This window comes from Neptunomonas qingdaonensis (assembly GCF_900113275.1).
Classification (GTDB): Bacteria; Pseudomonadota; Gammaproteobacteria; order Pseudomonadales; family Balneatricaceae; genus Neptunomonas; species Neptunomonas qingdaonensis.
Genome location: NZ_FOOU01000005.1, coordinates 72,797 through 86,252, shown reverse-complemented (window position 1 = coordinate 86,252; position 13,456 = coordinate 72,797). Strand labels below are relative to the sequence as shown.

Below are 13,456 nucleotides of genomic sequence, written 5' to 3'. Positions count from 1 at the left end.
TTTGTCACCATGAATGAGGCGTACGCTAATTTCAATGGACAACTGATGAAGGAGGATTGAATACACAATAATGCGAGTTTCACATCGGTGGAAAAAATTGCAGGTGAAATCAAAACCTACAACATGTGAATTCCAGACTTTACGTAAACTCGGTTTATAGATTCTGCGGGGGCTAGAGAGGAGGTGTTTCCAAACTCAATTTAGAAGTTGAAGAGCTCAAGCGTAAACTTCAACCTTTTTTCCAATTAAAGCGTAAACTTTACCGAAAACTCTAAAAAAATCAGTTAGTTGGTTTTATTTACAATTGTTAATAAAATAACACTTAATAAAAGGGATGGCAAATAATAGAGAGAGGGATGAAGCATAAGAAAAGGGAAGGGAAGGGAATTAAGGCCTGTGACAATGTATCAAATAGGGGTTATCTGATACCAAAAGATTTAAGGCGATTTTGTCTTCTTGTAAGAGATGAATGAGAAGTATTGATAAAGGCCCAAAGAGAGCTTCCAATAATTCGGTTGGCCGTACTGCTATGCCGTCCAAGCCGAAGGGTGCCATTTTTAATCAGAGCGGTCAGTTCATCCCGCGATATTCGCAAAATACGCAAGGCGCGCTGAATGGGTATTAACCCTGCACAACTCTCTTCCAGTAAAGATTCTAGGTGGCTAACCAGCCTTTTTTTCTCAACATAGATACAATTGAGATTATTGCTATATACAAATCGGTATACAGATCCATCAACAACTGCCTTTGAAAGTAACTGCCCATATTTTGCATCGTATAATCCCAATAACCCAGATTCCGCACTGACTTCGATATATCCCTCAGGGCAGGAATCAATCACCTTCACATTCTTGATTAGCCTATCAGCATCCCTTATGTTAAAAAGCATATCTCGCACGACAGGCGAATTATAGATTGGCGTGATCAAGTTCGATTGCACCAAACTGGTTACATCAACTGGTTTTATCCCAAGAGCAAGAGCAAAGCCGTCCTGTCGGATATGTTGATTAATGGTATCTTGTAATTTAAGACGACGAGCTTTAACGAATCCTTCAGGAGGCCATTCCATCTGCTTCTGATCAGGATCATACGCTTGCTTAACGAGAGCTAGAATATTAGTCGTTTGTGCAGGGATTGAATAGATTGCATCGTGGTATTGATCAAGAGGCCGTGCAGACTTGATAACTTTTTCGCAGAAGGAATCAAGCCAATCAAGTAACTCATTTTTATTAATCTGGAGGAGTGTTTCAAATTCCTGTTGCCAAAATGGAATATTAGAAATCTCAGTGGTGTGGTCATGCCAATCAAGGCCACACGCATTACATGTACGAAATATGTCAAATGTCCACTCAAGTTGTGTATTACAACCAGGGCAGGAATCTATCAGTACACTTGAATGTTGCGTGCAATGAGTGACGGGAAGTAAAGCCCAATGATTATGGATAAATGGTTCTTCAGCCTGGACACAACATTGTATACAAATTCGGGGCTGTGACAGCGTTATACTCCTGATTTTACGAGTTTCATTAAATACCCAGGAATTAATAAACTGCTCTTGAAAGTGGTTAACTAAACTCTCAACAGGGTAATTGATCATCGGAGCTATCAGCTGGCACGCATGCTCCATTGCCTGCTGATGACTAGCGAAAAGGCTGGCTTTTTCATCGAGTCCAATCGGCCCCAGTAGTTCATTAACCGTTCTGCGGCCGTTATAGTCTGCCAATCGTATTAGGTATCCGGCAAAAGACTCGCCAGGCAACGGTCTATCTCTGACTGATAACTTCATAATTTTTTAGCCTTATTAGCCAAATAATTACGAACTTTTCTCATTTGGGCGCGGAACGGATTGAATTTTAATCCCAGAGGGTTAGAGCCTTCAATATCAAACCCCAAGGCGTAATTTTCTAATGTTAATCGCTGACTCAGATCAGAAAACTCCATCGTTGATACAATCAATTTTCTAATTTCCCGGGGTATTCCACCCGTCGCGAGATACATTCTTAACACCATGATTTCACCATTGAGAGGAATGGTAGGCACAACCATGAGCAGCTCTATTTCCTTCAAGTAGTTCTGAAAATACTTAATATCCTCTGGTGTCGAGCAATTCATCGCTGCCATCGTAAATACACCTGAAAACCTACTCTTTATGGCCGGGTGGTCATTCTTCAAAATTACGGTATCAGGCTCACCCGCCATAATCATTGGCCGCTTGAGCAAGTTCATCAGCATTTTAATGGTATTGGCGATGGTGCTAGTTAAGCCTTCACCTCGGCCCGGCAAAAGGTTATGAGCTTCATCAAACACCACCAGCTCAACTCCTTGTGTATCGAACAGTCGTTTAATTCTGTCTTTTTTTGCACCGTTCGTTCCTGCGCTGGGATCAGATTCACCCAGTGCATCAAGCATAGCTTCGTAGAAGTCTCTGACGCGGCGAATAGCAGGGGTCTCGACAATCAATACAGTTCGATAATCCCTGATATCATCATTTATCCGGCCGACAAGGTCTCGGTAATGCTGAATCAAGCGTGTCTTTCCGAGTCCAGGTTCTCCGGTGAGTATCATCCCTTTGGCATTACTGCTGTGCGTGCGATGAATACTGTTGATTGCCATCAACGCTTGTTCAAACAGCGGGTGTTCCACTGTCCCTTCCTCAAAATTGATCGTTTCAGGTTTGTTTTTCATCGCCAGAGTGAGATTACTCATCGTTAGGTTCTCCATTTTTAGACTGCTGAATGGCTAGTGCATACGGATTCGTTGAAATTTGATCATCCTCGTCGGCTTCAATATCTTGCTCGGGTTCCGTCGGGAGCTGCTGATGCTGCGCAATTTGGACTGCCTGCACTGTTTTCGTGTTTTCAGTTACGGGAGCCTGAGGTTGACGTCTTGTGACACCTGATGGCTTAGGCTTGACTGGAGATGCCTCAGCGTTGCTCTGAGTATGCTGCCATACACCAAAATCGACATGCGAGTTAGTCGCATTGTTCTCATCTTCTGCTAACCGGATGGCACGCTTCCGCTTAGCGTCGTATTCCGCAAGCGACATACCTTCAAAAACAGGAATGTTCTTAGTGCGTCCGCAGGTCACTACAAACAATTCATCCCCGTGCATTACTGTGATTTGAGAGATGTCTCCAGGGTTATACAAACAGTGCATTTTTATAGGGCCACTTTTCTGATCCCTTTTTTTATCGGAATATATCTGCTTCAAGCATTCGTCGTTGTACCAAATGTTTTTAATACGTAATCCGTTCGTAAGGTCATATGTAGGTTCAATCCAATTACCACGAAAACGCATTGCAAACTCGAGCCCTGCGGGTTCAACCGGCGGCATCATTTCAGCGGCTTCAGCCCAGACATTATGAGGAGAACGTCCGAAATGATGCGAATGAGGGGCCTGGTTGTAGTCGTCGACGATGTAACGCGTAAGTTGCTCTTCGAATTCAGAAAGAGTGAGGGTTGCCGCTTTTTCTAATGTGATATCGTGGCCTTTCGGGTTAGATCGTTTACCAATATAACCCGGTAAATGATCTGCGAATTGAGTCCTGCACGTGCCATTGAATCGTTCAATAACGCCATTTAACCAAGGAGTTCTCGTCTCATTTGCTTGGCGTTGAATCCTCATAGCGGCTAAAAGCCCGCCGACAGTCTGTGCCATATATGCAGCGCCGCCATCATTGCCGACCATGAAGGGTTTACCGAACATGATCCATACATTTACCGTGTAGGGATGGTCCGAGCTATGGATTTTGACCCGAAAAGCGTTCTTCAGGCACTCAACGACGCCGGCGGCTGATTCACTACCGATCTCTATTGAAAACCCTAAAATTGCTCGTGAATAAACATCAATTGCAAAATGAACGACCGGGTATCCTAGAAAGTTGCCATCGTCATCTAGCAAGCCAACTTGCAGGTGCAGCGCATCTAACTGCACTAAATCAAGTATGTTATGTGCGAGAATTTCATCTAATGCTGCACGCATCAACGCTTTTGCAGACCGGGGGCCTTCTCGGCTTCCTACGACGTCGATCGGACAGAGCCGCTTAATACGGTTGTAAAATGTACTTTTCATACGCATCCCAATATCTTCGTTGAAGTGTTCAAAGTAATAGTGACGAAATATTTTATAAGCATGCATTCTTGATTTTTGATCTAGTTGCATCCAAACATCGTCAATGACATCCCGCATAAGGTTTTCCACTTCTTCAGAGATGCGAGAATCATTTTTACGTTGCTGCGCCGCTAATCCAATTTTAGGATTAGCGTCTTTTCCAATGGTTTCAGCTTTTTTGATCCATTTGTAAACGGTGTTCCAGCTCTTGGGCGGCTTTAAATCACCAATGCGTTGGGCTGTTTTGCGCATAGAGCCCTCAATGACACGCTTGGATCGGTGATTCGGTAATTTCTGTGCATCTGCAACATAAGCAACCTTGCGGGTTAATTCCCACTGTTTTTGCTCATCCAACAGTGTCTCACTGAAGAAAGCCGGGGGCTCATCTTCAACGGCATGCAGCTGATTATTTGCCAGTGCATTATGCAGTGCATGCCGCGTCACTACGGTGCCAGGGCCGTCGTCGTATACGACGGCCATTTGATCAGTGCCGGCGGGAAAAAGGTTTGCCATGCGACCTTGCAGACATACACGACTGTTGGGTGCGAAAATCTGCTTCATGATGCTGACGTGACCTCCATGGCATTTGAAATGTGTTTCAAATAGTCGTAATCAAGATACCCATACGCAAGTAGTTGAAAAGCAAATGTGGGTGGATAACGACATTCATGCAGACGGTGTTTTAGTTCCTCCCAGGACATGTTGATAGTCGAATGTTTTGCCTGAAATCTATCCAATTGATTGGAGTTCAGTGGTTCAGAGAGATATCGATATAACAGCCGGAAATTACTCACTGCATCACCGACATAGACTTCACGATCGGTGGTGAGGCTGAGTGTTTCACCCATGCTAGAAAAAAGATGGGTAAGTGCGCCATATTTCAATTTGAAATCATCTGACTGGCACTTTGAAAACGGTTTAATCTCTTCCAGGTTAGATTTTTCTTCCTGGAACACACGCAAGTCAGGCGTGTAACGCCGTTTTCTACCTTGAAAGTAATACTCGAAAGAATCCGGTTGTGTTTCGTAATATGTAATCGCGTCGTCAAACTCCAACCACAGCAGTGCATTCACTTCTAAGGCGCTTTCACAGAAAAACACACGATTGCATTTTACAGATGAAAACATTGTGATTTTCTTTACTGGAGAAGTTCGTTCTAAGGGACGTTTCAACATTGTTATTTCCTCTTATATGGATGTGATAGTTCATAAACCCTAGGCGTAAAGCACAATACAGTCAACAGATAACTTATTGATTTATATACATAATATACGTTATATTAAATCAATCAGCTGTCAGTTATTGGCCTGTCACTATAAGTAACTAAAAAACAACGAGAATCCGTAATATTATTTTTCATTATTATTCATTTAATTATTTCGAACATAAATCTTGCTCACGAAAAATGCTTTTTAGGTGAAAATAAGTACTTATGGTCTATCCTCTAAAAGGACGGTTTTTTTATGGTTATGTAAGATTTAGGGTGGTTTATGGAAGAAAAAACACTTAAACGCGCGGTGGAAAACCGGCTCGGTGAGATGGCTACACATCCAAAAATGCAGGAAAGAGCAACAAAATTGGTGGATCGGAAGCTTGGGGCAATGCTATATACCGCTGGTGAAGCTAGAGAAATAGCCGCTGACGCGATTAGTGATAGCGTTGTTAAGCTATTAGCAAGCTTAAACGAGGGGACGAGCAAACTTTTACTGGATGATGCGAGCAAACCAATAACCGAAGATATTCTTAGCCACCCGCTATCAAAATACCTTCAGTTTTCGGTCAATAATTACTGCAAAACACGCCTCGACCGTTGGAGCTTAGATAAAAATAATCACGATCCAGCAGGGAGTGGTGAGAAACAGCCGAAGGAATCAGGTGTGCGCTCGCGCTACGAAATTAATTCAGAAAAGACAGATGACACGGATTTTTGGGACCAGCACATCCAGCAGACAGATAATCACTCAAGTTTAGATGCCCCCAAAGTAAAGGGGATGCTTGTTCAAAGGGGTCTTAAAGAACAGCAAATCTCTCGAATTCTGCTTTACCTGGGTGGGATGAGCTTTGCTGAGATGGCCCGCCAACAGGGCGGCAATGAAGCAACATATCGTCACTCTGTTAAAACGGCTCTTAATAAAGCAGACCTTCAAGATCTATATACGGGATAATTCCACTGTATAGAGATTTACTAGGTTCGAGGAAAGCACAACGAATATTTGATCCAGTCTTATCAACAATAAAATCATTGAGGGTGGTTAAAGTATAACCTTCAATGGTTTTGTTTAATTATCAACTTAAAAGAAGTGTTTGCTCGAATTTATGGAATTACTAAGGATTGCGGGCACTGATTTGACTTTTATTGGACTTTTTATATGAAATAGATTATATATATAATCACTAATATAAATAAGTCAAGTCATTGATTTTTATGTTAAAATATGATAATATTAATTATATAACTGACTATAACAGTTGTTTTGCTTCTCTCTAAACTTCCCTCACTCTTCTTTTATTCACAACTGGCTTCTTTCTCGCGATAGCGAGGCCTTTTAAAGATTCTTTGAAAACAAATAAAGCACTTGATACTAAAAAAATTAGCTGATGTAGCGTATCCTCTTACAAACTCATGCCTGATTTCCCTCTAGAACTTAATTTTAAAAACGAAGTAAGTTATTGAAAATAAATAGCTTTATATAGTTACATGGTCGGTTATGATTGGAGTTATAATCTCAAAGATGCGCAATAATAGGAGCCCAATGGGTATAAAGGAAACCGGTAGATATTTGTTCACTTTAAACCAAATAGTATATTGCGGGTTACAACGATGGACAATGAAATAGAAAGAGAGCTTTTCAATGAAGCAGTTCAGTATTTTGGCGACAAAGAAGCCGCACTTTTATGGTTTAATACACCAAATATAACGCTTGGCGGTCATAAACCGGGGGAATACTGCAAAAAGGAGTTTGGCTATTTGAAAGTACGCGACCTAGTTAATAGAATGAAACACGGAATCACAGCATGAGCGATTTTCGTTCTCAAAATTGAACGAACGATGCGTTTTTCACAGCCTAGATTATACGATTCTCTCCAGTCATCTAGATACCATGTAGTGGTCTACTAAGGAAGGTACGATCAAGTTAATATTTTAGAGCCTTGCAGCTAAAAACTGCTTTAATCGACAATTTAAGCCAAACACTGACTGTTTTTCATCCATCCTTTGCGTCTAGCCTATCAAGTAGGCGGATTACTCCCGCTACGATTTTAATAACTGCCCCACTCGAACAATATTCGCGAGTGCGAACATGACGGATAGCTTGTTGTCATTTTTCATCAGGCCACGGTAACGCGCCTTGATAAAGCCGAACTGACATTTAATGATGCGGAAGGGATGCTCAACCTTCGCTCGAATACTGGCTTTCAGGTACTCGGTATTAATCAGTACTGTGTTGATGCGTGGACGTTCCTTAAGCACTCTGACTTTGCCTGGACGTTCTGCTATATACCAGTCAATCTTTTTGTCTTGAAGGTTCTCACGCTTTTCTATGCCTCGGTAACCCGCATCGGCAAAAACAAACGTTTCTTCACCATGCAGTAATTTGTCTGCCTGATTCAGATCATGCTCATTGGCCGCTGTCGTGGTCAGGCTATGCGTTAGGCCTGTTCGGGCATCAACACCAATGTGAGCCTTCAACCCGAAGTGCCATTGATTTCCTTTCTTGGTTTGGTGCATCTCAGGGTCACGTTCACCTGTTTTATTTTTGGTTGAACTAGGGGCTTCTATGATGGTTGCATCCATCAGTGTGCCTTCTTTTAAGAGCACACCTGCATCAGCTAGCCACTGGTTAACATCGTCGAATATCTGGCGGCCGAGGTTATGTTTTTCCAGCAAGTGGTGAAAATTCATAATGGTGGTGTGATCAGGGATCGGCTTATCCATACGTGCGAGGAATTTTTCTTTGCGAGTGCGAGTGCGAGTGCGATGGCGCTTATGGCGATATTCGCTGTCGGCGAAGCTCAGTTGCTGCTCCATGCTTAAATCTCTGTCTGTTAGTGGTGAAGGAAGATTGATTATCTCATGACTGGGGACTTATTCGCACCGTCCCTAGTGCTGGCAACACACGCGACTGCGACCAGTACGTGAATACCCAATCTGATCAGGTTTCTTACTTTATTTGAGCCACTGTGGCCAATCAGCCATCCGAATTCAGCGTCTGATCGAGTGATCTAGATCGGTTTTTTAACACCATCAATTAATGACGAGGGTTACTGTCGGCTGAGCCCACCATCCAAAACATACACCTAATACGTGGCACTAAATGTATATATTTGTTTCATATGAGGGTACACAGAAGATAGGTTTTATATTTTTATAAGATTAGTGTGTATGGAGTACCTTATGAAAACTGAAGACTACTTCGCGTGGTGGAATGTCGAAAATTTATTCGAAGAAAACAATTCACCTAACCGTCCAGACTGACTGCAAAAAAAGCTTAACAGTGAGCTTAAAGGCTGGGGAAAATCTGAACTTCAAATTAAGCTGAAACAACTGGCCTCTGTAATCAATGCAATGAATGACGGGCAAGGTCCAGACCTATTGGGACTTAACTTATCATCGTGCTGCTTGGTTTACCGGTCTCGTCGGTGATGATTATTTTTTAATAGAAAGTGACGCCTTACTGTGTTTTTCTATGCGACCTTATTTTTGAAGGACCCGAAAGTAATTTAGCTTCGAAAGTATATTCCACCTGATTTTTTAATTCAGAATAGGGACGTATCGGCTTTTCTAATATCGTATGAAAAACAAGTGGCAATTTAGGTTCCTGTTTCTCCGATTCTAATAAAAGTGGTGCATCACGATAACAGTGAAGCAACTGATAAGCCACTTCAGTAGTAACCTCAAGGCACAGTTTCCGATATGGCTCAAACAAGCTCACACGCACCTTTAAGCTATCTTCAAGGAGTGAGTCAATTCTTACAGGCATAAATCCGCGTAGCTCTAGGCTAGGATAATCGGTACGCAGGTAACATTGATGTTTTGGCCATGGCGGTCCCAGTGCATCAAAAACGGCTTCTCCGCCGTTATCTGAACGATAGTAAAATACTTCAGCACCGCACTTACATTGAAAGGGGCGAGTATAGGATTCATTGTTTCTGTAGAGCCTATGTATACAAGGACCATGCTTATGGGGCGTATGTACCTTGCCGTTCCGCTTAAAGAACGTTATAGACCCGCGACAGATACTACAGAAGTCCATTTTTTAATCTCCAAATTTACCCTTTTTCCGCCGGCTCCGAGGCTCAAGATCAAGCAGGCATTTACAATGCTTCTTGTTTCAACTTCAGTTTTTGACGTTTCTTTTCCGCAACATCTAATGACCTATAACGTCTGATATCTTCGATAATAGCTTTGTAGCAATGATGTGTAGACATAATTTCATCCGTTACACGTTCTTGAATGAGTGCATGGTTTTTTTCTTCATACAAACCCCACACACTGGTGCCCGACGAAAACTTAGTTCCGTGCTGATATTTTATAAGAATATCGTTTTTGACCTTAGGGTATAAAAAATCCACATTAGAATTAAACATGCCAATCGCCAATTGGGACAGGTCAATCACACGAAACTTATTCATGAACGCAAAGACACCAGCATTATCTAAAATTTGATAACGACGAAACAAGTCACAAAGGATCAGAACATCTGAAGTGGTAATACCTATCCCGCATAGAACAGGGGATAATTTTCCGTCATGTGCTCGGTGAACAATTACCAGAGCTTGTTCAAGCAGGTCATAGATTTGTTGCACCAGAGCCTTTTCTGAATCGCACTCCCAGCACCAAACAGACTTAATGCGTTTACGAACCAGCTCATCTCTAAGTTGAATGTCTTTATCAGGATTGGCAATAAGAAAGGAGCCTCCAATCAACTTACATGCTTTATCCCAGGGGTTATAGCTAAACCCTTTCTCAAGGCGGCTGGTTTCGGGTACGTAAAACTCCAGATCAAAAAAAATTGTTCTGCATTTGCCTAGTTTTATTTTGTAATGACTCATGTATGTTCCTTGTCTTTAACAGACGCATCATGTCTGCGGATAAATTCCGTTTTGAAAAAAGGTATATGCAACGTCCAGTTCTTCTTCAGTAGGGTTTTCATTACCAACCCAGCGCACTCTCATACCTATGTAATGCGCCCATGCAATAGCTTTTCTGAAGGCTTTCTTTTGTTTCGTTTTTGCACACAGCTCAATATACAGGTTTACAAGTGGATAATGTCTGTTGCCCCCAGAATACTTGACCTGCTGGTATGCCTTTTTACAATGCCGGTGTGCTTTTTCAAATGATTCCTGACGGTAATACATAACTGAGTATAGCCAAGAAACATACCAACCTAGAGCGTAATTAAGTGATTTCTGTTGGAGGCGCTGCTCGAATGCATTAATGGCTGATTCTTCTAAGTCTCGCGTTTTCCTTAACTTCTCAGCTTCGATGAGTTCATCAAAAAAAAGCTCAAGAGGTGGGTATTGGGCCTGAATGGAGTAACTGTCAATCAGAGAGAGTCCATAAAAACGACCAAAATTATGTATGATTTCTTTCTGTTCCTCAGGTGTGTATGGCTGACCGTGCCTGCTTTCCTGATGTCGGCGGGCCTCTAAGGCGTTTCCAAAAGCTATTCCAACATCCGCTTTATGCTTCCAGTAGGCGGGAACCACTTCAGATAACAACGCACCACGTAAATGTTTTCTATCCAACCGGTTTTGGCAGTCTTTCTTCATTGCTGAATCCACATACGCTAATACTTCAGCGTGATCCTGTGCTAAGTACCCTGTATAGCTCATATAGCGTTGAAGCAGCTGTTTCAGAAACGTTTGACCATACTCACGCTCAATTTCTTGGCACACATAGGTACTAAATCTGGCTATACATGCAACGGTCATTACAGACGATTTCTGATGCGCTGAGAGAGTTCGGTGGTGTGCTGATGTACATTGTTCCATCGCGTCGAATGACTGTGTTAGGTTAGCATTGAGACCATGCCAACTGGGAAGGTGCCTTCCTTTTCGCCAATTACGTGCATTCGTTTCGTTAAGATTTAACGGGTAGACTTCTTCCGTTATTGTCTTATCAGGGTAATGAAAATGCGTCAGTGACGTATCCGCTAACAGGTAGGTCCATTCCAGCGCTTTTTGCAAAGGCCAAGTTACACCGTCCTCTGTAAACGTAGGCAGAAACCAAAAAGCATCATCAGGTGTGAGCCAGTCCTCATCCTGGATATTAAGCCTTAGATAGTTTTTTTGAGGGGAAAGAATCAACCGATTAATAAACCTAGTGTCTAACGCCCACTTTACTGATTCTTTCTGATTGAAATATGTGCCTTCCTCTTTCAGTAAGTGCCTATACTGGTCATAGACATCTTCCACAGAATATAAAATGGCGTCAGCTATTTTTGTTGAAGGAATGATCTGCTGAATTTGCTCACTAAAAATAGTCAAAACATTATTAAAATTTTCAGAAAAATTGCCTTCTTCGGCTACAAGTCTATCAAGTACTTTCTGTAATCTTTTCCGCTCTGCATCAGAGAATCTGCCATCCTCTTTAGCTGCTTTCTCTGCTAATAACCCAGTACTTTCAAACAAGAATTTTGCTAGTTTTCCTAACGGAGGAAAGCCTATATCCGATTTCATATATAATCCATTATCAATCGGCTCTCCAGAGGAGAGCCTGATATTCCTTTAATTATTTGCGATTAGGGTTCAACTGCTTACCCCGGTTACCATTTGCTTTGCCGTTTGCAACGTTATTACCAGAAGTGCCTTGGTTAGTGTTTTTGATATTCGCCTTATGATTATTATTTACCTTAGTCGACATAGTTCTCACCTTTTGTTTACGTTAGCGTTATTGCTGGTGAAAATTTACAGAAATGTTGACTGCGGGTAACCTTCTGTTTTTGAGACGCATTTTTTTACATTTATATCAATCACTTAAATATTAGACTGATAATGCTATCTCTTTTATAAACAGGGTCTAATCTCGTAGACATACGGCTCATTTGATTTTTTTGTAGCGACAACGATTCTGTCGTTGTCGAGGTAGGCAACACGTTCCCCTGGATTTATCGTGCAGTAGCTGTGCTCATCAGACTCAAACGAATAAGCAAACCAACGTGTAAATGATGCTAACGCTTCAGTGTATGAATCATTATTTTGTGAAAAATGCATGGCAACGGAGATAACAGCAACCAGACCGGATAAACGCACAAGGTTAATTATAATCCCAATAACTGAGATTTCATCACCTTGATGCCAGCTTGTAAGGAAGCTTTTGATTGAACTAACCCTATAGGGAATAATGCTCAACATGGCGCCTATAACGATAAAAATCACACCAGAAAACGCCAGACAAATAGAGAGAGTGAGTGGGGCGTAAAGCACGGCTAAAATGGACTGAGTTATTGGAAATGCAGAAGAGGGGACATGTAATTCCCCATTAATCGTTAGTCTGGCCAAGGCAAGACTAACACCACTTCCAATCACCAAAATCCCGGATATCACTAACTTGCCTGCCCCTGAATCGATAAAAGGCTTAGCCAGTGTATTTACGAAAACTAAGAAGCCATATATCAAAGTTATCACAGCAAGGTAATAGAACCCTTTAGCGTGATTTTGAAGTCCTATCGCTTTCCCCATCAGGAATATCAAAAATGCTAGAAGTGAAAAAATATAACCGAAGGTTTCTTCAGTCTGCTTCTTCAATGACAGAACTAAAGACTGTTTGAGTGACTGTAGCAAGGTTCCTTCCCGCTTAATAAATATGATCGTAGACTATAAATTTAACATGCAACATCAGTAAAATATACTGATCTATTAGCACATTGACGGCTGTAATAAGATTCCTATAGCGCATTTTATTTCAATAAAAGCAGAGGGAGCGGGCGTTTCATTTTTCAGATCGTGGATCTTCTTATATGCTGTCTGTTGATGCAATAAAGAAAACAAAAACGAAAATAGCGTGTAGTAAGGCCAAGCTCTGGAGTGAAAAGATGTATTCAGTTGCTTATAAATTGTCAGGTGGCGATGACAGCCGTATGAGTACTATTGGAAGCGCTTTAGGCGTTATCAGAGAAGGTTTGCCAATGACAATGTTCTACATTGCTGCAAAAGTGAACGGTAGCCAGCCCGCCATATTTGCTGCATTGATTGGTACTAGCTTACATAGTCTTCGACGCAAAAAAACGATTACTTAACACCTAAGCAATCAGATCATGCGCTTGCAATAATGGATGTTTTTTTAACGAGTACTTTAGCGACAAGGAACAAGCCGTAGTATAAATGCATACGCCACAGATTATT

Annotated in this window: 12 protein-coding genes; 3 read left to right on the top strand and 9 right to left on the bottom strand. The window is 41.7% G+C overall.

All coding sequences use genetic code 11. The annotated features are described in order from the left end of the window. Positions 1-418 precede the first annotated feature (418 nt). The 4 genes from BM099_RS09030 to BM099_RS09015 all read right to left on the bottom strand — a co-directional run bounded on the left by BM099_RS09030 (position 419) and on the right by BM099_RS09015 (position 5,238). Positions 419-1,786, bottom strand: a complete 1,368-nt coding sequence (locus tag BM099_RS09030; protein ID WP_090726986.1) for a TniQ family protein — start codon at positions 1,784-1,786, stop codon at positions 419-421. After that, a complete protein-coding gene (locus tag BM099_RS09025; RefSeq protein ID WP_177201130.1) occupies positions 1,783-2,706 on the bottom strand; it encodes a TniB family NTP-binding protein in 924 nt (307 codons plus the stop codon). Before BM099_RS09025 ends, BM099_RS09030 begins: the two co-directional genes overlap by 4 nt. Beyond that, complete coding sequence (locus tag BM099_RS09020; RefSeq protein WP_177201129.1) at positions 2,699-4,591, bottom strand: DDE-type integrase/transposase/recombinase; 1,893 nt, start codon at positions 4,589-4,591, stop codon at positions 2,699-2,701. The genes BM099_RS09025 and BM099_RS09020 overlap by 8 nt, the downstream gene beginning before the upstream one ends. A gap of 77 nt (positions 4,592-4,668) precedes the next feature. Then, complete coding sequence (locus BM099_RS09015) at positions 4,669-5,238, bottom strand: hypothetical protein (protein WP_090726979.1); 570 nt, start codon at positions 5,236-5,238, stop codon at positions 4,669-4,671. Positions 5,239-5,601: 363 nt separating this feature from the next. On the opposite strand from BM099_RS09015, the gene BM099_RS09010 reads away from it, so the two are divergent. Together BM099_RS09010 and BM099_RS09005 are read left to right on the top strand one after the other, a co-directional pair. Then, positions 5,602-6,276, top strand: coding sequence for a hypothetical protein (locus BM099_RS09010; RefSeq protein ID WP_090726978.1), 675 nt, complete (start codon positions 5,602-5,604; stop codon positions 6,274-6,276). A gap of 656 nt (positions 6,277-6,932) precedes the next feature. After that, a complete protein-coding gene (locus tag BM099_RS09005; protein WP_090726975.1) occupies positions 6,933-7,130 on the top strand; it encodes an MbcA/ParS/Xre antitoxin family protein in 198 nt (65 codons plus the stop codon). Between the two features lie 231 nt (positions 7,131-7,361). On the opposite strand, the gene BM099_RS09000 is transcribed toward BM099_RS09005, so the two are convergent. The 5 genes from BM099_RS09000 to BM099_RS08970 all read right to left on the bottom strand — a co-directional run bounded on the left by BM099_RS09000 (position 7,362) and on the right by BM099_RS08970 (position 12,895). Further along, the gene (locus BM099_RS09000; RefSeq protein ID WP_090726972.1) at positions 7,362-8,138 is read right to left on the bottom strand and encodes an IS5 family transposase; all 777 of its coding nucleotides are present in this window, start codon (positions 8,136-8,138) and stop codon (positions 7,362-7,364) included. A gap of 1,286 nt (positions 8,139-9,424) precedes the next feature. Continuing rightward, on the bottom strand, positions 9,425-10,162 hold the full coding sequence (locus BM099_RS20555) for a hypothetical protein (RefSeq protein WP_090726964.1): 738 nt from the start codon (positions 10,160-10,162) through the stop codon (positions 9,425-9,427). A 27-nt stretch (positions 10,163-10,189) separates the two neighbouring features. Next, the gene (locus tag BM099_RS08980) at positions 10,190-11,791 is read right to left on the bottom strand and encodes a hypothetical protein (RefSeq protein WP_090726961.1); all 1,602 of its coding nucleotides are present in this window, start codon (positions 11,789-11,791) and stop codon (positions 10,190-10,192) included. 52 nt (positions 11,792-11,843) lie between these two features. Next, on the bottom strand, positions 11,844-11,975 hold the full coding sequence (locus BM099_RS08975; protein WP_090726959.1) for an alpha-amylase: 132 nt from the start codon (positions 11,973-11,975) through the stop codon (positions 11,844-11,846). Positions 11,976-12,118: 143 nt separating this feature from the next. Then, a complete protein-coding gene (locus BM099_RS08970) occupies positions 12,119-12,895 on the bottom strand; it encodes a hypothetical protein (RefSeq protein ID WP_090726957.1) in 777 nt (258 codons plus the stop codon). A 176-nt stretch (positions 12,896-13,071) separates the two neighbouring features. Here BM099_RS08970 and BM099_RS08965 point away from each other — a divergent pair, with 176 nt between their 5' ends. Continuing rightward, positions 13,072-13,350 carry a hypothetical protein gene (locus tag BM099_RS08965; RefSeq protein WP_143083754.1) on the top strand — a complete coding sequence of 93 codons (279 nt, stop codon included), beginning with the start codon at positions 13,072-13,074 and terminating at the stop codon, positions 13,348-13,350. Positions 13,351-13,456 lie beyond the last annotated feature (106 nt).

Bases quoted from the DNA above. Each gene is read 5' to 3' on its own strand.
- BM099_RS09015 (WP_090726979.1), bottom strand. From the start codon at position 5,238: ATGTTTTCATCTGTAAAATGCAATCGTGTGTTTTTCTGTGAAAGCGCC.
- BM099_RS09010 (WP_090726978.1), top strand. From the start codon at position 5,602: ATGGAAGAAAAAACACTTAAACGCGCGGTGGAAAACCGGCTCGGTGAG.
- BM099_RS09000 (WP_090726972.1), bottom strand. From the start codon at position 8,138: ATGGAGCAGCAACTGAGCTTCGCCGACAGCGAATATCGCCATAAGCGC.
- BM099_RS09020 (WP_177201129.1), bottom strand. From the start codon at position 4,591: ATGGCCGTCGTATACGACGACGGCCCTGGCACCGTAGTGACGCGGCAT.
- BM099_RS09025 (WP_177201130.1), bottom strand. From the start codon at position 2,706: ATGAGTAATCTCACTCTGGCGATGAAAAACAAACCTGAAACGATCAAT.
- BM099_RS08980 (WP_090726961.1), bottom strand. From the start codon at position 11,791: ATGAAATCGGATATAGGCTTTCCTCCGTTAGGAAAACTAGCAAAATTC.
- BM099_RS09030 (WP_090726986.1), bottom strand. From the start codon at position 1,786: ATGAAGTTATCAGTCAGAGATAGACCGTTGCCTGGCGAGTCTTTTGCC.
- BM099_RS20555 (WP_090726964.1), bottom strand. From the start codon at position 10,162: ATGAGTCATTACAAAATAAAACTAGGCAAATGCAGAACAATTTTTTTT.
- BM099_RS08965 (WP_143083754.1), top strand. From the start codon at position 13,072: ATGCTGTCTGTTGATGCAATAAAGAAAACAAAAACGAAAATAGCGTGT.
- BM099_RS08975 (WP_090726959.1), bottom strand. From the start codon at position 11,975: ATGTCGACTAAGGTAAATAATAATCATAAGGCGAATATCAAAAACACT.
- BM099_RS09005 (WP_090726975.1), top strand. From the start codon at position 6,933: ATGGACAATGAAATAGAAAGAGAGCTTTTCAATGAAGCAGTTCAGTAT.